Origin of the sequence: Stutzerimonas kunmingensis (assembly GCF_021432085.1) — a bacterium.
Lineage (GTDB): Bacteria > Pseudomonadota > Gammaproteobacteria > Pseudomonadales > Pseudomonadaceae > Stutzerimonas.
The window spans coordinates 2,359,455-2,384,199 of the sequence record NZ_CP090366.1; the positions used below are offsets into that span (position 1 = coordinate 2,359,455).

The 24,745-nt window shown below is 64.9% G+C and carries 22 protein-coding genes, 1 tRNA gene, 1 pseudogene and 1 riboswitch; of the genes and pseudogenes, 5 read left to right on the top strand and 19 right to left on the bottom strand.

Translation table 11 applies throughout. The annotated features are described in order from the left end of the window. Positions 1–49: 49 nt before the first annotated feature. Positions 50–718: a Bax inhibitor-1/YccA family protein gene (locus LW136_RS11145; RefSeq protein WP_015277156.1), complete on the bottom strand. Its 669-nt coding sequence runs from the start codon at positions 716–718 to the stop codon at positions 50–52. A gap of 128 nt (positions 719–846) precedes the next feature. Between LW136_RS11145 and LW136_RS11150 the strand changes: the two genes are divergently transcribed. Next, a tRNA-Ser gene (locus LW136_RS11150) sits at positions 847–936 on the top strand. Between the two features lie 258 nt (positions 937–1,194). Further along, positions 1,195–1,467, top strand: a complete 273-nt coding sequence (locus LW136_RS11155; protein ID WP_041013998.1) for a DUF1652 domain-containing protein — start codon at positions 1,195–1,197, stop codon at positions 1,465–1,467. Here the strand turns inward: LW136_RS11155 and LW136_RS11160 are convergent. The 3 genes from LW136_RS11160 to glnT form a co-directional block, all read right to left on the bottom strand. Further along, a complete protein-coding gene (locus LW136_RS11160; protein WP_234175204.1) occupies positions 1,442–2,092 on the bottom strand; it encodes a TetR family transcriptional regulator in 651 nt (216 codons plus the stop codon). The two genes, LW136_RS11155 and LW136_RS11160, sit on opposite strands and share 26 nt — an antisense overlap. Before the next feature lie 103 nt (positions 2,093–2,195). After that, positions 2,196–3,269, bottom strand: coding sequence for a putative urea ABC transporter substrate-binding protein (locus LW136_RS11165; RefSeq protein ID WP_234175205.1), 1,074 nt, complete (start codon positions 3,267–3,269; stop codon positions 2,196–2,198). Between the two features lie 22 nt (positions 3,270–3,291). Then, the gene (gene glnT, locus LW136_RS11170; RefSeq protein ID WP_230356624.1) at positions 3,292–4,656 is read right to left on the bottom strand and encodes a type III glutamate--ammonia ligase; all 1,365 of its coding nucleotides are present in this window, start codon (positions 4,654–4,656) and stop codon (positions 3,292–3,294) included. A gap of 142 nt (positions 4,657–4,798) precedes the next feature. Between glnT and LW136_RS11175 the strand changes: the two genes are divergently transcribed. Further along, positions 4,799–5,821, top strand: a complete 1,023-nt coding sequence (locus LW136_RS11175) for an alpha/beta fold hydrolase (protein WP_234175206.1) — start codon at positions 4,799–4,801, stop codon at positions 5,819–5,821. Between the two features lie 3 nt (positions 5,822–5,824). Here LW136_RS11175 and LW136_RS11180 read toward each other — a convergent pair whose 3' ends face one another. The 11 genes and pseudogenes from LW136_RS11180 to LW136_RS11230 form a co-directional block, all read right to left on the bottom strand. Beyond that, positions 5,825–6,664 (bottom strand): ABC transporter ATP-binding protein, encoded by an 840-nt coding sequence (locus tag LW136_RS11180; RefSeq protein ID WP_234175207.1) that lies wholly within the window; start codon positions 6,662–6,664, stop codon positions 5,825–5,827. Positions 6,665–6,666: 2 nt separating this feature from the next. Next, positions 6,667–7,545, bottom strand: a complete 879-nt coding sequence (locus tag LW136_RS11185) for an ABC transporter permease (protein WP_234175208.1) — start codon at positions 7,543–7,545, stop codon at positions 6,667–6,669. Next, positions 7,542–8,351: a hypothetical protein gene (locus LW136_RS11190; RefSeq protein WP_046619429.1), complete on the bottom strand. Its 810-nt coding sequence runs from the start codon at positions 8,349–8,351 to the stop codon at positions 7,542–7,544. Before LW136_RS11190 ends, LW136_RS11185 begins: the two co-directional genes overlap by 4 nt. Then, positions 8,348–9,130 (bottom strand): N-acyl homoserine lactonase family protein, encoded by a 783-nt coding sequence (locus LW136_RS11195; protein ID WP_234175209.1) that lies wholly within the window; start codon positions 9,128–9,130, stop codon positions 8,348–8,350. The genes LW136_RS11190 and LW136_RS11195 overlap by 4 nt, the downstream gene beginning before the upstream one ends. Beyond that, positions 9,127–9,786, bottom strand: coding sequence for a cysteine hydrolase family protein (locus LW136_RS11200; protein WP_234175210.1), 660 nt, complete (start codon positions 9,784–9,786; stop codon positions 9,127–9,129). Before LW136_RS11200 ends, LW136_RS11195 begins: the two co-directional genes overlap by 4 nt. Further along, complete coding sequence (locus tag LW136_RS11205) at positions 9,783–10,544, bottom strand: creatininase (RefSeq protein ID WP_234175211.1); 762 nt, start codon at positions 10,542–10,544, stop codon at positions 9,783–9,785. Before LW136_RS11205 ends, LW136_RS11200 begins: the two co-directional genes overlap by 4 nt. Beyond that, positions 10,541–11,425, bottom strand: coding sequence for a DMT family transporter (locus LW136_RS11210; protein WP_234175212.1), 885 nt, complete (start codon positions 11,423–11,425; stop codon positions 10,541–10,543). Before LW136_RS11210 ends, LW136_RS11205 begins: the two co-directional genes overlap by 4 nt. Continuing rightward, positions 11,422–12,170 (bottom strand): annotated as a pseudogene (locus LW136_RS11215) (SDR family NAD(P)-dependent oxidoreductase). Before LW136_RS11215 ends, LW136_RS11210 begins: the two are co-directional and overlap by 4 nt. After that, positions 12,170–12,958, bottom strand: a complete 789-nt coding sequence (locus tag LW136_RS11220) for an SDR family NAD(P)-dependent oxidoreductase (protein WP_234175213.1) — start codon at positions 12,956–12,958, stop codon at positions 12,170–12,172. Before LW136_RS11220 ends, LW136_RS11215 begins: the two are co-directional and overlap by 1 nt. A gap of 1 nt (position 12,959) precedes the next feature. Beyond that, complete coding sequence (locus LW136_RS11225) at positions 12,960–13,982, bottom strand: fatty acid desaturase family protein (protein ID WP_234175214.1); 1,023 nt, start codon at positions 13,980–13,982, stop codon at positions 12,960–12,962. A 45-nt stretch (positions 13,983–14,027) separates the two neighbouring features. Next, positions 14,028–15,029 carry an ABC transporter substrate-binding protein gene (locus tag LW136_RS11230; RefSeq protein ID WP_234175215.1) on the bottom strand — a complete coding sequence of 334 codons (1,002 nt, stop codon included), beginning with the start codon at positions 15,027–15,029 and terminating at the stop codon, positions 14,028–14,030. 49 nt (positions 15,030–15,078) lie between these two features. After that, a riboswitch (guanidine-I (ykkC/yxkD leader) is annotated at positions 15,079–15,181 on the bottom strand. 78 nt (positions 15,182–15,259) lie between these two features. Here LW136_RS11230 and LW136_RS11235 point away from each other — a divergent pair. Together LW136_RS11235 and LW136_RS11240 are read left to right on the top strand one after the other, a co-directional pair. Beyond that, a complete protein-coding gene (locus LW136_RS11235) occupies positions 15,260–15,598 on the top strand; it encodes a small membrane protein YohP (RefSeq protein WP_234175216.1) in 339 nt (112 codons plus the stop codon). 104 nt (positions 15,599–15,702) lie between these two features. Further along, positions 15,703–16,956, top strand: a complete 1,254-nt coding sequence (locus LW136_RS11240; RefSeq protein WP_234175217.1) for a mechanosensitive ion channel family protein — start codon at positions 15,703–15,705, stop codon at positions 16,954–16,956. 31 nt (positions 16,957–16,987) lie between these two features. Here the strand turns inward: LW136_RS11240 and atzF are convergent, their stop codons facing one another. The 4 genes from atzF to LW136_RS11260 form a co-directional block, all read right to left on the bottom strand. Further along, a complete protein-coding gene (gene atzF, locus LW136_RS11245) occupies positions 16,988–18,790 on the bottom strand; it encodes an allophanate hydrolase (protein ID WP_234175218.1) in 1,803 nt (600 codons plus the stop codon). A gap of 714 nt (positions 18,791–19,504) precedes the next feature. Continuing rightward, positions 19,505–23,209 (bottom strand): urea carboxylase, encoded by a 3,705-nt coding sequence (gene uca / locus LW136_RS11250; RefSeq protein WP_102831695.1) that lies wholly within the window; start codon positions 23,207–23,209, stop codon positions 19,505–19,507. A 158-nt stretch (positions 23,210–23,367) separates the two neighbouring features. Continuing rightward, a complete protein-coding gene (locus LW136_RS11255; protein WP_234175219.1) occupies positions 23,368–24,003 on the bottom strand; it encodes an urea amidolyase associated protein UAAP2 in 636 nt (211 codons plus the stop codon). Between the two features lie 13 nt (positions 24,004–24,016). Then, a complete protein-coding gene (locus LW136_RS11260) occupies positions 24,017–24,745 on the bottom strand; it encodes an urea amidolyase associated protein UAAP1 (protein WP_234175220.1) in 729 nt (242 codons plus the stop codon).

Genomic DNA, 24,745 nt, shown 5'->3' on the forward strand with positions numbered 1-24,745 from the left:
CGGGCATGAAAAAGCCCGCCGAAGCGGGCTCGTTCAATGCGATGCCGGATCAGTCGTCGCCACCGAAGATGCCCAGCAGCTGCAGCAGGCTGATGAACAGGTTGTACAGCGAAACGAACAGGCCGATGGTGGCCATGATGTAGTTACGCTCGCCGCCGTGGATGATGGCGCTGGTCTGGAACAGGATGCAGGCCGAAGAGAACAGCACGAAACCTGCGCTGATCGCCAGTTGCAGCCCGGTGATCTGGAAGAAGAAGCCCGCCAGCATGGCGCCGATCAATACGAAGAAACCCGCGGTGATGAAGCCACTGAGGAAGCTCATGTCCTTGCGGGTGATTAGCACGTAGGCTGACAGTCCGAAGAACACCAGGGCTGTCATCGACAACGCCGAGCTGATCAGCTCACCGCCATTGGCCAGACCCAGATACATGTTGAGGATCGGCCCGAGCGTGTAGCCCATGAAGCCGGTCAGAGCGAAGGTGGAAACCAGGCCCCATGCCGAGTTTCGCAGCTTGGCGGTGAGGAAGAAAAGGCCATAGAAGCCGATCAGCACCACGAAGATGTTCGGGTAGGCCGCGTTGGCCTGCATGGCCATATAGGCAACCAGGCCGCTGAACGCGAGCGTCATGGCCAGTAGCCCGTAGGTGTTGCGCAGGACCTTGCTGACCTCACGCTGTTCGACCTGCGTGTGGCTAAGCGCGTATTCGTGTTCGTGCATGGCGACACTCCTTGGATGAATTCAAGCCTGAGACGATTTGTCCCGGATCATAACAGAGGCAAGTTGGATGCCTAGCATCAGTGTTTGACAGTGTATTTCTATCCGGTACTATTGCGCCCGCTTTATCCGGAAGTGTGGCCGAGTGGTTGAAGGCAGCGGTCTTGAAAACCGCCGAAGGGGAGACCCTTCCCAGAGTTCGAATCTCTGCGCTTCCGCCATCTGAAAACCTGAAGGCCCCGATTACGGGGCCTTCAGCGTTTCTGCGGTACGGAAAACGAGCGCGGATGTTGCCAGGATCGGCGAATGTCAGGCTGCCGTTCATTGCGTAGGCTGCCCGCGCGACTTCCTGCAACATCCGTAGGGCAAGTTTTGCTCAAACAGTGTCGACGCACGTTGTGCTGCAGTTGGCACTTGCCAGCCAGAGCGATGCGAAAGCCACTGCTAGAATCCGCCGCCTGACAAATGGAGTTGTCATCATGAAGCGATTCAGGCAACCGGAGGCTTTTGCCCTGGTTCAACAATATTTCGAACCGCTGCTGTTCAGCGCGCGGATGGATTCGCCCTCGACCATCCGCGTGCTGCTAGTCGATGAAGCGGCAGGCGAGTCGCTTTTGCTTACCGGTTTGCCGTGCCGGCTATCGCTTTCCCGCGCCGAGATCACCGGGCTGATCAATACCATCGATCTGGACGCCGCCGCGCTGCGGCCGGCGCTGCTGAGCAAGCTCAAGCGCCCTCGCTTGCTTGGCTAGTCACTGAGGATGGAGCGTGCGACGTCACCAGCGCCAACAGATTGCTCGCCATGAAGGGTGTCTGCTCCCTGAGCGAAAACAGCTTGGGTGACAGCAACCAGGTGTGAGTGATGCCCATCAGGCTTGAATAAAGCAGCAGCGCCAGCGATCGTGGGGATTGGCAGTTGCCGGTGCCAGGCGTCTGCTGACTTCGCTCGACCAGCGCCTCCAGCAGCTGGACCATGTCGCGGGTCAGCTTGCGTTCACGCTTCAATGTGCTGGCCATCTGTGCCGTGAGTTCGGTCTTGTTCAGCAGGATCTCGAAAGACTGGCGATACCAGCGGTCCTCCAGCAACAGCCGAAACCAGTCGTCGATGAAGTGCTCGAGCGCGACAAGCGGCTCGTCGGCCAGCTTTCGGCTGCGGGCGATGAGCTGCTCCAGCGGTTCCTGGGAGTAGGCCAGGACCGCTTCGTACAGCTCGTCCTTGCTTTTGAAATGCCAGTAGATCGGGCCGCGGCTGAAGCCGGCGCTGTCGGCGATCATCGCCAGCGTGGTGTTCGAGTAACCGTTGCGGCTGAACAATTCCAGCGCCGCGGCAATGATCTTCAGACGGGTCTGTTCGGCGTCTTCTTTGGTCCGGCGCATGTGGGGCCTCAGATGATGCGCGGTGGCTCAGCCAGGCCGCGCTGTGCGACAGCGCGCCGTGGCTGATGAAACGGGCGCGTGGCGCCCGTCAGGGGCTGAGGATTCAGAGTTTTCCGTCCGCGGCCATTTGCATGTAGGTGGTATCGAAGCGCAGTTTGACGTTGGCATCCGAGCCCATCAACTTGCCGCCAGGCATGGCGATGCCGATAAAGTCTACCGAGTCCGCACCGTCGCCCAGCAGACCGTGGTCGAAGGAGAACCTGCGCACGCTGTCCATGGCCTGATACGCTTCGTCGCTGTTGATGAACGCGAGCGAGTCGGCAGGCTTCCAGAACATCTTCATGCCCTTGAGCTGGCTTTCGTACCCGGCCTGATCGGTTCCGGAGGCCTGGCCCAGCGAGGCACGCGCCTTGGTGCCTTCGTCGGTGTCGCTTTCCAGGATCGCCATCACCTCATACCAGGCGCCAACCACGGCTTTGCCGAAATCAGGGTTGTCGGCCAGGGTTTCGCTGTTGACGATGGTCAGGTCCTTGATGTGGCCGGGGATCTGGCTGGAGTCGAAGGTGCGGTGCGCACCGGGCGTGGCGGCGACTTCGTCGAGCAGCGGGTTCCATGTCACGACATTGCGCACTTCGTCCGTACTGAATGCGGCGACCAGATCGGCGTCCGAGGTGTTGACCACCTGTACGTCGCGCTCGCTCATGCCGACGCTATCGAGCGCCTGGGCCAGCAGGTAATGCGAAACCGACAGCTCGACCAGATGGATCTGCTGATCCTTGAGGCTCTTCAGGTCGGCGCTGTCCTTCATCACCATCCCGTCGTTGCCGTTGGAATAATCACCGACGATCAGTGCCGTGGTATCGATGCCGCCGGCTGCCGGAATCGACAGCGCATCCATGCTGGTGGCGACCACCCCGTCGAACTGGCCGGCGCTGTACTGGTTGATCGACTCGACGTAGTCGTTGACCTGGGTGATGTTCACTTCGATCCCGTACTTGTCGGCCCACTTCTTCATGATTCCCGACTCATCCGCATACTTCCATGGCATCCAGCCGGCGTAGATGGTCCAGGCAATATCGAAGCTTTTCTTTTCCTCGGCCTGCGCGGCAAAAGGCGAAAGGGCTGCAAAGATCACGGCGCCGGCACAGAGTGCCCGCGTGAACGTATTGGCTTGCATGGTGAATCTCCTTTTCATCGAGTCAGAAGAATTTCAGGTAGCGCTGGATTTCCCAGTCGGAAACATGGGTGTGGTAGGCATTCCATTCGTCGCGCTTGTACTCGACGAAGGCTTCATACATCGCGTCGCCGAACACCTGGCGCGACAGCGGGTCGGCCTCGAAGGCGTCGATGGCTTCGGACAGCGTGCGCGGCAGGGTTTCGATGCCCATGTCCGCGACATCCTTTTCGCTGTAGTCGTACATGTTTTCGCGATGCGGCTGGCCCGGTTCGAGCTTGTCGCGGATGCCTTCCAGGCCGGCGGCGAGGATCATCGCGGCGCCGAGATAGGGGTTGCAGCCGATATCCGCGGCGCGGCATTCGACCCGCGCGCCTTGGGACGGAATACGCAGCATGTTGGTGCGGTTGTTGTTGCCGTAGCAGACGAACACCGGCGCCCAGGTCGAGCCGGACATGGCGCCCTTGCGGATCAGCCGCTTGTAGCTGTTCACCGTTGGCGCGATGACCGCGCAGATCGCCTTGGCGTGTTTCAGCACGCCGGCGATGAAGTGATAGGCGAGCGGGGTGACACCGCAGCCGTGAGGGTCTTCGCCATCCACTTCGAAGAGGTTCTTGCCCGAGGCCAGGTCCGCCAGTGACATGTTGTAGTGCGCACCGCTGCCGGTGCGTTGCGCGGACGGCTTGGGCATGAAGGTGGCAAAGGCGCCGTGCTTACGAGCGATTTCGTTGGCCATCATGCGGAAGAACACGAAGCGGTCGGCCATGGTCAGCGCGTCGGCGTACTTGAAGTCGGTTTCGAACTGGCCGTTGGCGTCTTCATGGTCGAACGAGTACACGCCCCAGCCCATCTCGTTCATGGCTTCCACCAGCTCGTCGATCACCGGTAGGTTGTCCATCAACAGGCGCGGGTCGTAGCAGGGCTTGGCCGCGGTATCACGATCGCTGAGTGGGGCAAAGCCGCCGTTCGGGGTGTCCTTGTAGAGGAAAAACTCGGTCTCGATGCCCAGATTGAAGCTGTAGCCCATTTGCGCGGCGGCGTCGGTCTGGCGCTTTAGGATGCCGCGGGAGCAGGCTTCGAAGGGCTTGCCGTTCAGATAGAGGTCACTGGCGAACCAGGCCAGGCTGCGATTCCAGCTGCACTGGGTGGCGCTGGCCGGATCAGGCATCGCCGCCACTTCGTTATCGCTGATCTGCTGCGGCACGCCGTCCAGCGCTGCGCCGGTGTACAGCTCGGAACCGCGAAGCATCTGTCCCAGATGGTCGAGCGGGACGAACTTGCCTTTGATCACGCCGTGCATGTCGACGTAGCTGGCCATGGCGTACTTCACGCCCTTGTCCTGCAGCCGCTGTTTCAGTTCCTCGACGGAGGAGAGTGGGAAGCTGGTCATCTGCTTGCGCTCCTTGGAGTCATGAGTGGCGGCCGGGGCCGCTGGCACGATTCCTTCATCCAATATACATGCCAGCGTGTATAGAAACGGGCTACGTCTGGTGCCACTGCTTGCCCGTTTCGCCGATGTGGGAGTCATGCAGATGCTTGAAATAAAAAGGGAAAAGAAACTGCACGCGCTGGGCGAGATACGCCTGGAAAGTGGCGAGCGATTGCGCAATGCACGCATTTGCTATCAGGTAATAGGCACGCCGAACCGGGCGCGAGACAACCTGGTGCTGATTCCGAGCTACTACGGCGGCACACATTGGGGCAGCCTGCCCCTGCTTGGTGCGGAGGGGCCACTGGCAGGCGGCGATTACTGCGTGGTGCTGACCAACCTGTTCGGCGCCGGCTGGTCGACTTCGCCGAGCAACGCGGCGCCAGGGCAGGAAGGTGCCGACTTTCCACAGGTGAGCCTGCTGGACAATGTGCACGCACAGAAGGCCTTGCTCGACCGGCTGTTTGGTGACGACTGGCAGCTCGCCCTGGTCAGTGGCTGGTCTATGGGCGGCATGCAGACGCTGTTCTGGGCGATGGCCTATCCCGAGCGGATGCGCGCCATCCTGCCGTTCTGCTGCACGGCGCGCTGCTGGCCGCACAACCGGGTGTTTATCGAAGGGGTGAAGGCGGCGCTGTGTGCCGACGCGGCCTGGCAGGGCGATCGCTACGCCACGCCGCCGGAACGCGGCCTGCGTGCCTTTGGCCGTGCCTATGCCGGCTGGGCCTATTCCCAGGCGTTCTATCGTCACGAGCTGTGGCGCGAGCTGGGCTTCGAGAGCCTGGAGGCGCTGCTCGACTACTGGGAGCAGGATCATCTGGAGCAGGATGCCAACGACCTGCTCTGCGTACTGCATACCTGGCAATTGGCTGACCCGGCCCGCAGTTTCGGCGGTGGCTCGCTGGCCGAAGCGCTGGGGTGCATCCGCGCACGGACCATCCTCATGCCCGGCAGCAGCGATCTGTATTTCACCGTCGAGGATGCCCGTCACGAGGCCGCGCTGATTCCGGGTGCCGAGCTGCGGGTGCTCGAATCGGACTGGGGCCATTGTGCCGGTGGGCCGGGCCGCAGCGCGGCGGCCATGCGCCAGGTGTTCGCGGCAATGGCCGAACTGCTTGGCCGCTAGCCTTCAGCCGGCCACGGCGCTGAGTTTGGCCAGTTGCTCGAGGTCGGTCTGCATGCCGGAGGTTTCGCGGATGCGGGTGAGGATCTCGCGCTTGAGCTCGGTGAATTCCGGCGCGAGCTTCATATCCTGGTGGCGCTGGGCCGGCAGCGGCACCTCGTAGATGGAATCGATGCGCCCAGGGCGCGGCGCCATCAGCACGATGCGGCTGCCCAGATAGATGGCTTCTTCGACATCATGGGTGACGAACAGGATGGTGCTCTTTTCCAGCCTGTGCACATGGCGGATGAGGTCGTGCATGACCTCACGCGTCTGCGCGTCCAGCGCACCGAACGGCTCGTCCATCAGCAGCGTCGCGGGCTTGGGCAGCAGGGCGCGGGCAATGGCGACGCGCTGCTGCATCCCGCCGGAGAGTTGGCTGGGGTAGGCATCGGTGAAGCGCGTCAGGCCCATCAGGTTGAGCAGGGCGTCGGCGCGGCCTGCGGCCGACTCCACGTCTCCATCGTGGCGCACGGTGTCGCCGATCACCTTGAGCTGCCGGCAGAACTTGATGTTCTGCATCACCGTCAGCCAGGGGTAGAGACTGTAGTGCTGGAAGACCATGGCGCGGTCGACGCCAGGACCATCGATGGGCTTGCCGTCGAGCAGGATCTCGCCGCGGCTCAGCGTTTCCAGCCCGGCGATGATTCGCAGCAGGGTGGATTTGCCGCAGCCCGAGGCGCCGACGAAGGTGACGAACTCGTTGGGCTGGATATCCAGGTCGATCGACTGCAGCGCCTGCACCTCACGGCGCTCGCTGACGAAAGTCTTGCCGACCTGACGGACATGAATCTTGGCATCGGACATGGTCATTTCCTCATCCAGGGAAAGGCGCGGCGGTGCAACCAGCGGAAGGCCTGGTCGGTGAGCAGGCCGATCAGACCGATCAGCAGGATGCCGGCGAAGATCTTGTCGGTGTGCATGTACCGCTGCGCCTTGAGGATGGCGTAGCCGAGGCCGGAGTTGGCCGCAACCAGTTCGGCTACTACCAGGTAGGTCCAGGCCCAGCCGCAGGTGATGCGCAGGGTGTCGAGCAGCGCCGGTTTGGCCGACGGCAGGATCACCAGCTTGACGATCTCGCCGCGGTTGGCGCCCATGGTCTGCGCCGCCTCGATCTGCGCCATGGGCACGCGGCGCACGTCTTCGGCGACCATCAGCACCATCTGGAAGAAGGTGCCGATGAAGATGATCAGTACCTTGGAGCCCTCATCAATACCGACCCAGAGCATCACCAGCGGAATGAAGGCTACCGCCGGCATATAGCGGATGAAGTCGGTGAGCGGTTCGAGGAAGGCCTGCACCGGCCGATAGGTGCCGATGTACAGCCCCAGCGGCAGCGCAATCAGTGCCGAGGCACCGAAGCCCGCCATGACCCGCCAGACGCTGATGCCGATGTCCCCCAGCAGCCCTTCGCTTGTCCACCAGCGGCCGATGCGTTCGAGCACCGCGCCGGGGCTGGGCATGAACATCGGGTCGGCGAGGCCGAGCGCGGCCCACAGCCACCAGATGACGAAGGGCAGGCTCAGCCCGGCGCCGGTGAGTAGCCAGGCGCTGCGCCGGGATATCTCGCCGCGAATGCGCCAGAAACTGCTCTTGCGCACCACCTGTTCGGCCGTTGCGGCCGGTGTTGCCGTGTGTCGCCGCTGCGCGGCGGTGGCAGCGGAGGAAATGCTGATCTGCGCTGTCATGCGGGAACCTCCTGTGAAACGGTGGGCACATCGAGTTCAACGCGTTGCCAGCCACCGGCCGCCGGATAACGACCAAGCGCGGCGAGGTCAGCAGTCGGCAGGCTGGTGGGGTCGGCGAAGTTCCAGTAGCTCGACAGCAGGGCGTCGCCGACGCGGCCGGGCAGCGTCGAATGGGTGATCTGCCAGGGTGTTGCGCCGTTGCGATGGCGACCGAAGGACAGCTCGCAGGCCAGCAACTGTGGCCGCAGCGCGGGGCTAACGGCAGCCAGTTGGTCACGCAGATATCCTGTGCTGGCCGGCAGCAGAATCGGCCGCTCGGCAGCGAACAGGAAGTAGTCGCCCGCTACCAGCAGACAGGCCTGGCGGGCTGGCTGCTCCGCCGCGCGCAGCCAGATGCCCCAGTTGCGCCCCTGCGACTCCGGCAGGCGCTGCCAGATTTCGTGATAGCTGCCGTCCAGCCCGTCTTCCAGTAGCCGCTCCGGGGTCTCGAAGTGCATCAAGCCGATATCCGCAGGTCCGCCCGGCGGCTGGAAGTCGATCAGCCGATGCCACTGGCAGATATCGCCGTTGACCTCGGTGACGCCGGCGAAGCCAGCCTGCTCGCTCAGGGCCAGCTGCTGGGCATGGCTGCAGGTTTCCAGCGAGGCGGCTGGCGGCAGCGCTTGCGGCCGCGGCAGGCGCAGGTCGGCGTGCAGGCTGGCGGTTTGCAGCCAGTACACCTCGCTGGTTTCGTCACGCAAGCCGGCCGTGGTGGTCAGCAGGCGCCGGCGCCACACGCCAAGATAGGCATCGGGAACGCTCTTCATGCGTGGTACTCCGGAAAGCGTTTGAGGGTGCGCCAGAAGGCCATGTCGTGATTCGGCCAGATTGCGGCGTCGGTTTCGGCAGCGGTGGCCTTGAGCTTGCGGATGCTGGCCAACGCCAGGTCTTCGCGGTCCTGCCAGCAGAGGCCGGGCGCGACTTCGTCGACCAGGTTCTCGCTCAGGTCCGCAGCGTCCCCGGCGAGAATCACCGGCTTGCCGTGCGGCAATTCGATAAGCAGCGACATGTGGCCGGCGGTGTGCCCAGGGGTATTGATCGCGCGCAGTCCGGGCAGCAGCTCGTACTCGTCGCGCTGAGGCTTCCAGCGATGTTCGCCGGCAAAGTCATCGGCGAAATAGGCATCGTCCGCCTGGGCGCGGGCGGCGGCGAGTTCAGCTTCGTGCACATGCACGTCGCAGCCGCACAGTTCGCACAGGCCACCGGCGTGATCGAAATGCAGATGACTGAGGAACACGAGATCAATATCGGCGGGGGACAGCCCGTGTCGGTCCAGATGGGCGGGCAGACGCTGCTCCTCGGTCATCTCGGGCGGCCCCATGGGAAACTCCACCGGATCGAACCAGCGCGCACGCAGCTGCGGATCGCTGAGCTTGGCGTAGTCGCAGCCGACGTCGAACAGCACGCGACCCTGTCGGGTTTCGATAAGGAAGGCGAGGATCGGCGCGTCGATCAGCGTGCCCTGGCCGCGATTGCGGGTGGAAATCGACTTGTCATAGCGATGCGTGGCGGTCAGCAGTGGCCAGAGCTTCAGCACATCGGTCATGCGGCACGCTCCAGACGCCGGAGCAGGCTGGCGCTGTCGGTCACGCTGCCGAACAGCCCACCTTCGACCTCGATCATCGCCAGCGCAGCTGCATGCAGTTGCGGGTCGGACGAGGCGCAGGCATCGCTGACGGTCAGGCAGTCGAAGCCAAGGTCGATGGCCTGGCGCAGCGTCGAAGACACGCAGACCTCGGTAGTCACGCCGGTCAGGATCAGCCGCTCGATGCCGCGGCGGCGCAGGATCAGTTCGAGATCGGTATGGGCGAAAGCGCTGTAGCCGGGTTTGTCGATCACCGGCTCGCCAGCGCGCGGCTGCAGTTCGTCGATCAGGTCGTGGCCGAATTCGCCGCGCACCAGCAGGCGGCCGAGGGGGCCAGCACTGCCGATGGGGGCGCCAGTCGCTTCGGCACGGCGGCGTTTGGTGTCGGGTAGATCGGAAAGATCCGGTCGATGGCCTTCACGGGTGTGCACCACCAGCATGCCCCGGCCGCGGGCGCGATCCAGCAGCGCCTGGATCGCCGGGATCGGCGCGCGCAGGCGGCTGACGTCCATGCCGGCCTGGTCGGCGTATCCGCCCAGCGCGCAGAAGTCGCGCTGCATGTCGATCACCAGCAGCGCCGTATGCTCGAGGAACAGCGGGTTCGTCGTCAGGCTCACAGGGCAAACTCCTTGCACACCGCGGCGGCGATGCCTTCGACGATGTCGTGGGCCAGCCGCTGGCCTTTCGCCGCGCTGGAGCCTCTGGCCGAGGACAGCACCCCAGAGGGCGGCACCCATTCGGTACGGGTGGGGTACATGTCGTAGGGCGGAAAGTCGGCCGGGGCGTCGTCGGGAATCTTCTCCAGCGCGACCAGTTGCGGATGGAAATGCAGCATCAGCGAGGTCTCGATCACCGCGGCATGCTCCAGCGCGAAACCGGGAAAGCCTTCCGGGAAGATGTCGGTCAGGGTCTGCTCGTGGCAGAAATCCCAGTGCTCCAGGCGCATTACCTCCAGCCCGGCGTCCGGCCCGAGGTCGCGCAGCGCCAGCTGGATGCCCTCGGCGACGAACCACTGGTTCTCGTAATGGCCGAGCACCAGCACCAGGCGGCGCACACCGTGGCGATGAAACTCCCGCACGGCGTCGCGCACCAGAGCGCTCAAGGTCGCGCCATCTAGGCTCGTGGTGCCGCAGAAGTGCTGGCCGCCGCCGCATTTCGGTTGCGACTTGTAGCCGTATGACAGCGCCGGTGCCACCAGACCGCCGACCCGCGCCGCCACGTCGGCGCTGATGGCGCTGGCCAGCAGCGCGTCGGTGCCCAGCGGCAGGTGCGGGCCATGCTGCTCGGTGGCGCCGCAGGGCAGGAAGACCACGGGGCCTTCACCGATGCGACGCTCGTAATCGACCCAGCTCAGTTGATCCATGTGCACGCTCATGCGCAGCTGCTCCTTGTTGCATTGGGAAGGGGACGTTCGGGCCAGCCGGCGATCAGCGCGGCGGTGGTGATCAGGGCGGCGCCGAGCCATTCGTTCGGGCCGATGGCGTGGTCGCCGAACCAGGCCGAAGACAACACCGCGGCGATCAGCTCGAACACCACCAGCACCGCGGCGCGGCCGGCCTCAAGATGAGTGAGGCCGTACTGCACGGCGGCCATGCTGACCAGCCAGCCGAGGGCGAGCAGGGCGATCTGCCAGGTCAGGGTCAGATCCAGCGGTGGTATCGACTGACGAAACAGTAGGCAGAACAGTCCGCCGAGCATGGCGCTACCGATGAAACTGACCAGCGCCTTGCTCGCCAGCGGCACCTGGTCGGCGGCGCGGGTGGCGAGGTTGTTGAGGCTGAAGGCGAGGCCGGCGGATAGCGCCAGCCAGTCATTCGCGCCTGGCGCGTCCAGGGCTTCGCCAGTGATGCCGAGGGTCAGGCCTATGCCGAGCATTGCCAGCCCCAGAGCGAAAAGCCGTGTGCCGCTGAGGCGTTCGCCGAGCAGCAGCCAGCCGCCGACCATCGCCCACACCGGCGCCAGATAGAACAGCAGCATCACTCGCACCACGTTTCCGGCGGCCAGGGCGGTGACCAGTGCCGCGGTGGCCCAGCCGCCGCACAGGCCCATGGTGAGGACCTGGCGATACTGGCTCGCCCACTGCCGGCGCTGCTGCCAGAGCACCGGTAGCGCCAGGAGGCTGAGTAGAGAATAGGTCAGCAGCACCAGCGGCATGCCGGCCAGGCCGCGGGCAGCGAAGAACTGCAGTGGCAGCCAGCCCAGGCCCCACATGATGGCGCCGCCGATCAGCATCCCCTGTGGCATAAGGCTGTTCATGCGCCCATCCAGGAGCCGCCATTGGGCCCGAGCAGCTGTCCGGTGAAATAGCTCGCCTGCGGCGAAAGCAGGAAGACGATGGCCGCCGCGACTTCCTCCGGCGTACCCAGGCGAGCCATGGGGATCGCCAGCTCCTTGGCCATCCACTCGTCGCTCATATGCTCCGGGCTGACCATCGCCGTGGCGATGGGGCCGGGCGCGACGCCGTTGATGCGGATGCAGCGAATTCGCGGGCCAGCGAGCGGGTCAGGCCGATCACCCCGGCCTTGGCCGTGCAGTAGGCGACGTACTGTTCGCGGCCGAGAAAGCCGAGGTCCGAGGCGACATTGACGATGGCGCCGCTGCGCCGCTGCTGCATCCGCGCCAGTGCATGACGGCAGCAGCGATAGACGCCGGCGAGGTCGACGCCGAGCACCCTTGCCCAGTCCGCCTCGCTGGTCTCGAGAAAGGGCTTTTCCAGAATCACCCCGGCGTTGTTGACCAACAGCTCCAGCGGCCCGTGCGCCTCAATGGTCTCGAACATCGCCGCGACCCCGGCCGGATCGCTGACATCGGCCTCGATGGCGCAGGCGTCGCCACCATTGGCGGTGATGTGCTCGACCACTCGTTCCGCCAGCTGGTGTTGGTCGCGATGGTTGATCCAGACCCGCGCGCCTTCAGCGGCCAGCGCGAGTGCGGTGGCGCGGCCGATACCGGTCGCCGCGCCGGTGATCAGGGCGGTCTGGCCAGTAAAGATGGCAGCCATCAGTGCATCACCTCGCCGTGGCTGACCGACAGCGCCTGGCCGGTGAGGGCGGCGGCCAGTGGCGAGCCGAGAAAGAGGAAGGTGCCGCCCAGATCGGTCGGTGTCAGTAGCTCCGGAATGGCCTGGTTGGCGAGTATCGCCGCCAGCTCGGCGCTGTCGCTGCGGCCGTTGGCATCCGCCATAACCTGCAGCGAGCGCATGGCTGCATCGGTGCCGATCCAGCCGGGGCACACCGCGTTCACCCGGATGCGCCGCGGGCCCAGCTCCCAGGCCAGCGAACGGGTCAGGCCGACCACCGCATGCTTGCTGGCGACATAGGCGGAAAAGCCCGGCACGCCTTTCAGACCCCAGATCGAGGCCTGGTTGATCACGCTGGCGCCGGCACGCAGGCGTGGCAGCAACGCACGGGTCAGGCGCTGCATGGAACCGACGTTGTTCTCCAGCAGGGCCGACCAGCGCTGATCGGCCTCGAAGCTGCACTCATCCAGTGGCGTGGCGTATTCGAAGCCGGCGTTGTTGACCAGCACATCAGCGTTCAGGCCGCGACAGGCGAGGTCGTCGGCATACTGCTGCACCGCCTGCCGATCGCCCAGGTCCAGTGCGGTGCAACGCAACGGCGTGTCGCCGGCGAGTTCGTCGGCAAGCCGGGCGAGGGCGTCGGCGTCACGGTCGAGCAGTTCCAGGGTGGCGCCGGCGGCGGCGAAACTCTGCGCCAGGCCACGACCGATGCCGCCTGCCGCACCGGTGATGACCACGCAGCGGCCTCGGTAATCCAGTGCCTTGTGCATGTCACACCGCCGTCAGGAACGAGACGCCCACGGCGCCGTAGAAGTTGTCGGCCTTGTCTGGCCCTTCGCTGACCACCCCGTAGTCATCGTCCAGCACGCGGCGCACGCGGTAGCGGTGGAAGCTGCCGAGCAGCTTGCGCATCGGAATGACCTGGTTGTAGGTGCTGCCGTACAGCTCGGCGTGCAGCTTGGGCAGGCGATACCAGGGCGTCACCGGCTTCTCGTGGTGGGCGTTGTGGAAGGAGAAATTGAGCAGCAGCAGGTTCAGCGCCGGCCAGCGTTCCGATACCACGTTGCTGTAGGTGTTCTGCTGCTCGTAGCTGCGGTCGCGGCGCTTGTCCTCCGGCAGCTTGCCACCGTCTTCCAGCACGGCGAAGGCCTCGTAGGTGTGCTGATAGGCATCGGCGAAACGCAGCACGCTGAGCATGATCATCCAGGCCACGGCGTAGAGCAGCACGGCCTTCAGCGAGAGCGCAGCGAGCCCGGCAAAGAGCAGCGTGCGAATGGCCAGCACTGCGGCGACCTTGCCGCGCCGGACGCGGTGCTTGTCGTTGTCGGTGATGAAGGGCAGGGCGATCACGTAGAAATGCATGATCAGTTCCACCGCCGGCACATAAGCCCATTCCAGCTCCAGCACCAGCTTCTGGAACCACAGCGGGCGTGTCTTGAGGAAGGCCTTGCTGTCGAAGGTGATCACGTCGGCGCGGTCGACGTGGTGGCGCATGTGCTTCTTGCGCAGGTCCTGGAACTCGGCGTAGCAGCTGCCGCACAGCCAGCTGCAGACATTGCCGGCCCATTCGTTGTGCTTGGGCACGCTGAAGATGGCGCCGTGGGCGAATTCGTGGATCAGGTAGGCGGCGATGATCATGCCGTGGGCCAGCAGCAACGTGCCCAGCGCGTTCAGCCAGCCATTCGGGGTGAACAGCAGGGCCAGGCCACCGCCGTAGGCGAGTGCGGTATAGAGGATCGCCAGGGTATTTGGGACGCGGCCATCGGCGTAGCGGTACAGAGGTTTGGCGTTCATGGTCTTCTCCAGCACGGGCGGGCTTGCGGCCCGCCCGGCGTCGGCTTACTTGGCGAGCGCTTCGGTGAACTGGGCGTCGTAGGTCTGGCTGAAATCGGGGATGCTCGGGATCTGCCCGTTGTCCTTGAGCAGCTTGGCGATGATCGCGCCGCTGCCATGGAAGGAATGGGTGTCGTCGCCCGGGGTGAAGCTCTTGCCCATCTCCGCGAGCGGGATGTTGTAGGCGCCGGCCATCTGCTCGACGGCTTCCTCGGCGCTGACGCCGAGCACCTCGCCGATGATTTTCGCCGACTCCTCGGGGTGCGCCTGCATGTAGGCCAGGCCGTTGAGATAGCCCTGAATCATCGCCTTGATGGCGGCGGGCTTCTTGGCGATCACCGCCTCGTCGAAGACCAGCACATCGGTGATCAGCCCCGGTGCGTCCTTGGACGAATAGACCACCTTGAACTTGTCGCCGCCGCCCATGGAGAGGATCTGCGAGACGTTGGGCTCGTAGGTCACGCCGACCGGCAGGTTGCCCGAGGCCATGGCGCCAGGGATGCCTTCCGGAGTCATGTTGACGGCGTCGATGTCCTTGTCGCTCATGCCGTTCTGTTGCAGCGCATAGGCCAGCAGGAAGTCCGACGGCGACAGCGGATTGAAGCCAACCTTCTTGCCCTTGAAGTCGGCGACGGACTGAATCGAGGCATCGGCGACAATGGCGTCACCGCCGTTGGAGAAATCGATGGGCATCACCACGCGATGCTTCAAGCCCTTGGCGACTGAGGCCACTACCTGGTCGTAGGTGAGCATGCCGCCGTCCAGCGCGCGGCTGAGCATGGCGGTGGGGATCAGCGCAGGGTCGTTGAAGAACTGCAGGTCTACATCCAGGCCGTGGGGCTTGAACAGGTCGAGCTTGTCGGCGACGTAGAAGGGGCCGTAGCCGGCCCAGACCACGGTGCCGATCTTCAGCTTCTCGGCGGCCTGGCTGGCCAACGGTGAAATCAAGGTCGCGACGGCCAGGCCGGCGGCGAGGAGGGTCTTGTTCAGCGAGCGCAGTGTGGACATGGCGTGATTTCCCTACACATTGGAATGACAAGGCACGGGATGACATCGCGTCTCCCGGGCTTTTATCCCTCCGTGTAGTCCCGTCCCTGGGACCGGAGAACTCTCGGACCAGCGCCCACTCCCTGTGAGCCGGAACCCTAGTTCTCCTTGAAGCTGCTCCTGTGTTTTGTGCCAAGCGTCATGAGTGCCGGTGGCGACTCATCCCGTTCACTTGGGATAGAGCAGGTTGCGTGCCAGATGCCGTGCAAGCCCGGCAAGCCCGCGTGGTACGGCGCGTCCGCTGCGGCACGAGGCTTTTCGTTGAGCGGCGGGCATGCTCGGATGCAGGTCAATTTCTGAAAGGGCGCTCCCGAATGGTGCTGCGGCGCGTCTTAATGACGATCGGGATACAGTCGCGAGATGTACTGGTCGGCGAAAACCTTGAACGATGGAGGTGCCTGCCAGTCGGAACCTATGAACTCACGAAAAACGGGAGCCATCACATGCTGAAGTTTCTAGGTAGCACCATTGGCATCATCTTTCTGATCGGCCTGATCGTGGTCATCGGCCTCTTTGCACTGATCTTCTGACACGCCCGCGTATGCACCCTGGGTCGCAGATGGCACATCGGTCGGCCCAGGGGAGCGCTCTTGCCGCAATATCTCCTTCCATGCCTCGACTGATGAATCTGCCGATGGCCGTGCTGCTGGTGCTGCTCGCCGTGTTTGCCTCATTGCCCGCGACCGCGCAGGTGGATGATGGTTTGGCGACGGTGCGGCTCGACGGCCGCGCGCTGTTTCGTCTTGGCGGAACCGAGGAGCTGGAGGCGCGCCTGCGGGCTCGGCAGATAGAGCGGCAATTGCTGACGGTCTTGGAAACCCCGCAGGGCATCAGCAGGGCGCGCATCGCGCCGGCCGGGGAAAACGCCGAGGCGCGCCAGATTACCATGGCTGGGCGCATCCTGATGCAGGTCACGGAGGAGGATGCCCAAGCCAACGGCCGGGCGCTCGAGGCGCAGGCGCGCGAGTGGGCGTCGGTTCTCGAAACTGCGCTGGCGCAGGCCAGCACACGGCGGACGTCGGAGCGAGCGCGCTTCGTGACCGACGTACGCGCCAGCGTCGATACTGCCTTCGCCCGGCTGGTGGAAGCGGCCATCAGCATCGTGCCGCGGGCACTGGCGGCGCTTCTGGTGATCGGCGTGTTCTGGGCCCTGGCGGCCGGCGTGCGGGGGCTGACGCGGATCATTTCCGAGCGGTTGGTGCGGGATCGAACGGTCGAGAACCTGATCAAGCAGGTCAGCTACTACACAGTTTGGCTGCTGGGCCTGATCGTCGCGGCCACCGCTTTCGGACTGGAACCCAGCACGTTGGCGACTGGCCTCGGCCTGACCAGTCTGGCCCTCGGTTTTGCGCTGAAGGACATTCTCTCCAACTTCGTCAGCGGCCTGCTGATCCTCACGCTGCGGCCGTTCAAACTCGGCGATCAGATCGTCATCGGCGAAACCGAGGGCACCGTCGAACGTATCGAACTGCGTGCCACCCAGATACGCACCTACGATGGTCGCCGTGTGCTGGTGCCCAATGCCGAGACCTTCACCTCGCGGGTGACCAACAACACAGCTGCTCCGGTGCGCCGTGCCAAGGTGTTGTGCCACCTGGGATATGAGGTCGAGGTGGCTCAGGTGATGGCACTGCTGAATGCGGCGGCCCTGGAAACCGAAGGGGTGATCGATACGCCGCCACCCCTCGTTGTATTGCTGGAACTGCGTGCTGATGGCCTGACGTTCCAGCTCAATTTTTGGTGCGACTCGAGGCGGTCCGACTTCATGCAGACTGCCTCGCGGGTGCGTATCCGTGTCATACGTGCTCTGCGCGACGCAGCCGTGGCATTACCGGACCCGGGCACTAGTACCGTTAGGCTTCTGGACGATCCGTCCGAACAGTCGTGATCACCAGAGGAGAAAGCTGCGTGGCAGTGCTTCAGTCGCGGCTGGCCAGCCAGGCTTTCCAGCCGCCAAAGCGGGTGATGTCTTCGGCGCCGTCGAGGCCGTAAGCGTCGCAGATAAACCCGGTTTCCCAGCGCCCATCGGCCAGCTCCACCTTGCCCAGGCCCAGCGGCGCTGGAATGCCGGTCAGGAACGAGCCCAGCTCGCTGCTGGGGATGTCCCAGACTTCCACGGCGATAGCCACGCCACCCTCGGTGACGCGTACCATCCCCGGGCGTAACAGCGGGCCGCCGGCCAGGGCGTAGAGCTTGTACGCCGCGCTGCTGGTGGTTGCCTCCAGCAGCCGACCGCCGCGCTGGCGAAGTTGCCAGTTCAGCGGCAGACCATCGAGGTGCGCGCCGCAGACCACCACTCCAGTCCGGTCGTTGCGCGCCGGATTCTGCGGGGCAGGTGTTGTGATCCCATTGCTGCCCACCAGGGCCAAGCCGATCCGGCGTTGCAGTGCATCGGCCAGGCTCAGCAGGTATTGGTCGGTGAACACACGGCCAAACAGCGTCACGCCCCAGGGCAGCTCGTTCTCCATAACGCCGGCAGGTACAGCCACGGCGGCGTAATCCAGCATGTTCATGAAGTTGGTGTAGTAGCCCAAGTCCGAGTTGCGCTTGACCGGTTCGGCGTGAAGCTCGGCGAGGGCCACCGGGCGCGGGTACGCGGGCGTCAGTACGCAATCGACCTCGGTCATGATCCGGTCGCAAATGGCCTTCAGCTGCTGCAGGCGGTATTGCGCTTCGAACAGCTGCACGGCGGTGGTGCCCGGTGCCTTTTCCAGTACCGCCTTTATCACCGGCAGGACGGCGTCGGGTTGCTGCTCGATCAGCTCGCCCGCCACGCTGTAGCGTTCGGCGACCCAGGGGCCTTCGTAGAGCAGGCGTGCAGCTTCGAGGAAGGGGGCGAAGTCCACTTCCACCGGCTCGCCGCCAATGGCTTTCAGGTTTTCGATGGTGGCGGCGAACAGCGCCGGGCTTTCCTGGCAGCCGAGAAACTCCGGGTTCTTCGGCACGCCGAAGCGGAAGGCTTTCACCCGGCCGAAGGCCGAGCCGTCGTTCCACAGCGGGTTGGCGCGGCTGTACTCGTCGCGCGGATCGAGCCTGGCGGTGAGCGCCAGCAGCTGACTGGCTTCGGCGGCGGTGGCGGTGAAGAAGGTCACGCAATCCAGCGTGCGGCAGGCTGGCACCACCCCGGCGGTGGAGATCAGCCCCTTGCTCGCCTTCAGCCCAACCAGGTTGTTCAGCGCAGCCGGCACCCGGCCAGAGCCGGCGGTATCGGTACCCAGCGCGAAGCTCGCCAGCCCCAGCGCCACGGCCAGCGACGAGCCGGCGCTGGAGCCGCCGGAGGGGTAGTCCGGGTGCACCGAGTTGCGGCACTCGCCGTAGGGCGAGCGGGTGCCGTTGAGGCCGGTGGCGAATTGGTCGAGGTTGGTCTTACCTAGCGGCACGGCACCGAGGGCGATCAGCTGCTCGACGATGGTGGCGCTGGTTTCCGGTGTATAGGCAAAGGCGGGGCAGGCAGCGGTGGTGGGGATGCCGGCCAGGTCGATGTTGTCCTTGATGGCGAAGGGGATGCCGTAGAGCGGTAGCTCGGCGGGCGTCTTGCTCTCCAGTGCGGCCAGGTAGGGCTCGAGTTCTTCGGCGCTCAGCAGGTGGATGAATGCGTTGAATTCGCCGTTCAGTTCGGCGGCCTTGGCGTGTAGTTCCAGGATCAGCTGGCGCGGGGTCGTGGTGCCGGCTTCATAGGCATTGCGCAGCGTGTCGAGGCGAAGATCGAAATGGGTCGTCATGGTTGGCTTCCTCTGTGGCAGGCCTGGTCTGTTCGGGCGGTCGGGATTCAGGTCAGGCTGGCGGCCGTTTCCCCTCACCCTAGCCCTCTCCCCAAAGGGGCGAGGGGGTTGATCCGGTGTTGCTGGCGGTCTGGTGGTCCGGCGTTGCTTTAGTGCTGTTAGTCCGGAGCCTTTGGTACGTCGTGGCGGAGGAACTTGGTTGGGCCTCTTTCCCCTCACCCCAGTCCTCTCCCCAACGGGGCGAAGGGGTTGATCCGGTGTTGCTGGCGGTCTTTGTGATCTGGCGTTGCTTTGGTGCTGTTAGTCCGGAGCCTTTGGTGTGTGTCGTGGCGAGGCATCTGGTTGGGTCTCTTCCCCTCACCCCAGCCCTCTCCCCAACGGGGCGAGGGGGTTGATCCGGTGTTGCTGGTGGTCTTTGTGGTCTGGCGTTGCTTTGGTGCTGTCAGTCCGGAGCCTGTGGTATGTCGTGGCGGAGGAACTTGGTTGGGCCTCTTTCCCCTCTCCCCAGTCCTCTTCCCAACGGGCGAGGGGGTTGATTCGGTGTTGCTGATGGTCTTTTGGTCCGGCGTTGCTTTCGTATCGCAGGCGCTGAGAGTTCGTTACGCGGCTCATGGCAATGCGCGAGCAGACCTGCGAGCCCGCGCCGAACCGGTCCCCTCTCCCTGAGGGAGAGGGCTAGGGTGAGGGGGAAATGGTCGGCAAAGACCACAGTTCTCAAACCTCCTCGATCACCACCACCCGTTGGCCGGCGCGCACCGGGGAGCCGGGTTGCACACGGATGTCCTTCACCACCCCGGCGACCGGAGCGATGAGCGGAATTTCCATCTTCATGCTCTCAAGGATCACCAGCACGTCGCCGGCAGCCACGCGCGCGCCCTCGGCCACCGACACCTGCCAGAGATTGCCGGCGATATGGCTTTCGATGCCGTGCTCACCGGCGCCAAGCGGGGTGTCTTCACCGAGATCGGCCGCTACTTCCTCGCTCTCGAAATGCGCCAGCCCCGATTCGATCCAGCGCTGGCGCTCGGCGTCGAAGGCGGCGCGCTGCTGGCTGCGGAAGGCCTCGATGCCTTCGGCTTCCTTGACCAAGAAATCCTGGTAGTCGGAGAGGCACAGCTCGGTCTCCTCGATCTTCAGCGGGTAGCGGCCCAGCGGGAAGACGCGGCGAATCTGCGTCAGCTCCTCGGCCGAGACCGGGTAGAAACGGATCTGGTCGAAGAAGCGCAGCAGCCAGGGCTGGCCGCCGAACGCCTCGAGCGCGCGGTAGCGGTTCCACATCTGCAGGGTGCGGCCAACGAACTGGTAACCGCCGGGGCCTTCCATGCCGTAGACGCACATGTAGGCGCCGCCGATGCCCACCGAGTTCTCGGCGGTCCAGGTGCGCGCCGGGTTGTACTTGGTGGTGACCAGGCGATGCCGCGGGTCCAGCGGGGTGGCCACCGGCGCGCCGAGGTAGACGTCGCCCAGGCCCATCACCAGATAGCTGGCCTCGAACACCGTGCGGTACACCTCGTCGAGGTTCGGCAGGTCGTTGATGCGACGAATGAACTCCAGATTGCTCGGGCACCAGGGCGCGTCCTTGCGCACCGTGGTCATGTACTTCTCGATCGCCAGCTGGCAAGCCGGGTCGTCCCAGGACAGCGGCAGGTGGACGATGCGCGAGGGGACTTTGAGATCCTGCGCGGCGCACACTGCGTCCCACAGCCCGGCGACGGTCTCCAGCAGCACGGCCAGCGGCAGGGTTTCCGGCAGGTAGTGGACCTGCAGCGAACGGATGCCGGGTGTGAGGTCGATGACGCCGTCGAGTCCCTTGGCTTCCAACGCCTGCATCAGCGCATGGCCGCGGAAGCGCAGCACCAAGTCCAGTTCCGGCGCGCCGATTTCTAGCAGCAGATGGGTGTCGCCGGAGAGTCGGGCGACCAGACGGGTGTCGTCCTGGCCGAGGTCGAGGACGATGGGGGAGGTGAGCGCATATTCCGCAGACTGCGCGTAAATGCCCACTCTCCCTCCGGGAGAGGGCTGGGGTGAGGGGCTTTTGCTGTCGGTTGAAACAGCCCTCACCCCGATCGCGGGCCGCCCCGGCCCCTCTCCCGGAGGGAGACGGGAGACAAGCGCGCACTCTTCGCGCCGGGCTCTTGCCAGCTCCCGCGCTGTGGCGATATCCACCGGGACAAAGCGCACTTTATCCCCTGCCTTAAGCTGCCCGAGCTGCCACAGGTCGGCTTCGATAATGGTCACCGGACAGACAAACCCCCCCAGGCTCGGGCCGTCCGGGCCGAGGATCACCGGCATGTCGCCGGTGAAGTCCACCGCGCCGATGGCGTAGGGGTTGTCGTGGATATTGGATGGATGCAAACCGGCTTCGCCGCCGCTCTCGCGCACCCATTCGGGCTTGGGCCCGATCAGGCGCACGCCGGTGCGGCTGGAGTTGAAGTGCACTTCCCAGTCGGTGGCGAAGAAGCGCTCGATATAGCCTTCGGTGAAGTATTCCGGCGCACCGTGGGGGCCGTAGATCACGCGAATTTCGCGCACCGCCGGCAGGGCGCTGCGCAGCTCGGCGGCCAGCGTGGCGCCGGCAGACGAGTCGGTCAGCGGTGCCAGATGCAGCACGTCGCCGGCACGCAGGGCGCGGCCGCCGTGGCCGCCGAACTGGCCGAGGGTAAAGGTGCTCTTGCTGCCCAGATACTCCGGCAGCTGCAGACCGCCGCGCACGCACAGATACGACCGCGCACCGGCGCCGGCAATGGTGCCGATCGTCAGGGTGCTGCCGGCCGGGATGAACAGCGCAGTGCTCATCGGCTGCGGCACGTCATCCAGCTTCAACGGTATTTCCGCGCCGGTCACCGCCACCACCGCGTCGGTGTTGAAGCGCAGGATCGGCCCGCTCATGGTGATTTCCAGCCCGGCGGCGTCTTCGGCGTTGCCGAGCAGGGCATTGCCCAGACGCAGGGCGCGGCTGTCCATCGGGCCGGACGGCGGCACGCCTACCGCCCAGTAGCCGAGGCGGCCAGGGAAGTCCTGTACGGTGGTCTGGGTGCCGGCGCTGATAATCTCGAAGGTATTGGCCTTGTAGCTGAGACCCTCCAGGCAGCGGGTCCAGGGGTTGCCGCTGGCGAACGGGGTAAAGGCAAGGATCTGGCGCAGGTAATCGCGGTTGGTTTCCACGCCGTAGAGCTGGGTGTCGCCGAGCGCCTCGTCAAGCGCTTGGCGAGCCTCCTCGCGGCTCGGCGCCCAGGTGATGACCTTGGCGATCATCGGGTCGAAATACGGCGGGATCTCGCAGCCAGCCTCGACCCAGGTATCGACGCGCAGGGCCTTGCCGTCGGCTACCGGGAAGCTCGCGGCGGTGAGCAAACCGGGGCTCGGCTGGAAATCCCGGCCGGGGTCTTCGGCATAGACGCGCGCCTGGATCGAATGCCCGCTGGGCTTCAGCGTCTTGGCCAGCTCCGCCAGCGGCGGCAGGTCGCCGGCGGCCAGCTTGATCATCCAGCGCACCAGATCGACACCCCAGACCTGCTCGGTGACGCCGTGCTCGACCTGCAGGCGGGTGTTCACCTCGAGGAAGTAGAAGCGCTGGGCCTCGGCGTCGTAGACGAACTCGACGGTGCCGGCGCTACGGTAGTCGACGGCCTTGGCCAGCGTGATAGCCGCTTCGCACAGTGCCTCGGCCATGCCGGCCGGCAGGTTCGGTGCCGGAGTTTCCTCCAGCACCTTCTGGTTGCGTCGCTGCACCGAGCAGTCGCGCACGCCGAGGGCGATGACGTCGCCGGCACCATCGCCGAACACCTGCACTTCCAGATGGCGGGCGCGCTTGATGTATTTCTCGATGAATACGCCCGAATCGCTGAAGTTGTTCTGCCCCAGGCGCTTGACCGCGTCGAAGGCCTCGGCGAGTTCCGCCGTCGAGCGGCACACGCGCATGCCGATACCGCCACCGCCGGCGGTGCTTTTCAGCATCACCGGGTAGCCGACCTGCTCGGCTGCGCCGAGGGCATCGGAAAGGCTGTCGAGCAGCTCAGTGCCCTCCAGCATCGGTACGCCGCGTTGTTTGGCCAGGGCGCGGGCGGTGTGCTTGAGGCCAAACACCCGCAGCTGTTCTGGCGTCGGGCCGACAAAGGCGATGCCGGCGGCTTCACAGGCTTCGGCAAAGGCGGCGTTCTCGGAGAGAAAGCCGTAGCCGGGGTGAATGGCTTTCGCGCCGGTTTCCCGGGCGATGCGGAGAATCTTCTCCACCACCAGATAGGTCTGCGCTGCCGGGCCTTCGCCCAGGCTGTGGGCCTCGTCGGCCTGCTGGATATGCAGGCTGGCGGCGTCGGCCTCGGAGTAGACGGCCACGCCTTTCACATCCAGGGCGCGCAGCGTACGCAGGATGCGGCAGGCAATGGCGCCGCGGTTGGCGATCAGAAGTTTGTCGAACATGTTCAGTAACCCTCGAAGGGCTGGCGGGCCGTCCCGCCTTTATTCATCTGCGCCACGGCCGTCCGTGGTTGGGGAGGGTTGCTTCGCTGTCGGCAGCTCGGGCCGCTGCCCGGCGCGCGCCTGCAGCAGCGGCAGCAGGTGGCGTCGTAACAGCGCCATCAGTCCCACACCAGCACCTCGGCGGGCGTCGGGTTCCAGCCGTTGCAGGGGTTGTTCAGTTGCGGGCAGTTGGAGATCAGCACGATCACGTCCTGATCGGCCTTGAGCTCCACGTACTTGCCCGGTGCGGAAAGGCCGTCCTCGAAGGTCAGGCCGCCCTCGGGCGTCACCGGAACGTTCATGAAAAAGTTGATGTTGGCGCCGATGTCGCGCTTCTCCAGACGGCCGTCGTGCAGGCTGGCGCGCAGAAAATTGTCGCGACAGCTGTGCATGTAGCGCTTGTCCAGGGCGTAGCGCACCACGTTGCTCTCCTGGGCGCAGGCGCCGCCGAGGGTGTCGTGGCGACCGCAGGTGTCAGCGACGATGGTCAGCAAGGGGTTGCCGAGGTTGGAATACAACAGTGTGCCGGCGGTGAGATGGACCTTGTTCTGTCGGCGCAGGGTGCGCTGCGGGTCGAAGCGTTCGCGCGGGTTCTTCGCGCTGAAGAACAACGTGTCGATGGCTTGATTGCCCTCGACATCCAGCAAGCGCAGGGTCTGTCCGGCCTTTACTTCGAACAGGTACGGCTCGCCGGCCGGGATCAGGTGGCGGAAGCTGGCGGTTTCGGGGTGCAGGCTGCTTTCTACGATGGTCATGTCGGCAACCTCCTCAGATGTAGAGTCGCTCGGTGTTGTGGAAGCCGCGGCCGTTCTCCGGACGCGAAGTGCGGCAGAGCACGCTGATGCCATCGCTCTGGACCTTGTGCCAGCTCAGCTGCACCGGTTTGGGTGCGTACAGCGGATTGGGGTCCAGCGGATGCTGCAAGGCGGTGAGGATCACCAGGGTGTCCATTGGCGCGTATAGCTCGATGTAGTCGCCCGCTTTGGAATTGTCGCTGTGGAAGGCAAAGGCGCCGTCGGCGGTGACGTCCACCCGGCTGAACAGATTGAGCACCATGAGCAGGTCCTGCAGGTTGAGGTTCCACTTGCCCATCTCCACCAGCAGGTTGTCGGTGCCGTTGCGGAAGAAGCCGTTGCGCAGTTCCTGATAGCGGCCCTGGCCGTACTTCTCGGCGACTTCATCGGCGTTCAGCACGCCGCCAAAGCTGTCGTGCCAGCCGCAGGTGTCGGCGGTGATGGCAGCCAGTACGCGGCCCATGTCCGAGTAGAGGCAATGACCGGCGGTGAGCTTGGCGGTGTGCTGGCACTTGAGGGTGTCGGGCAGGTTCAGCCGCTCGCTCTTCTCCTGGGCGTTGAGCAGCATCAAGCTGACGTTGGCGCCGCCTTCCAGATCGGTCAGGCGCAGCAGCTGGCCACGCTTGAGGACGAAGGAGGTGTGGCCGCCACCGGGAACGGTTTCCTCGTACAGCGTGGGGCGGATCGCGAGTGAAGCGCTCAT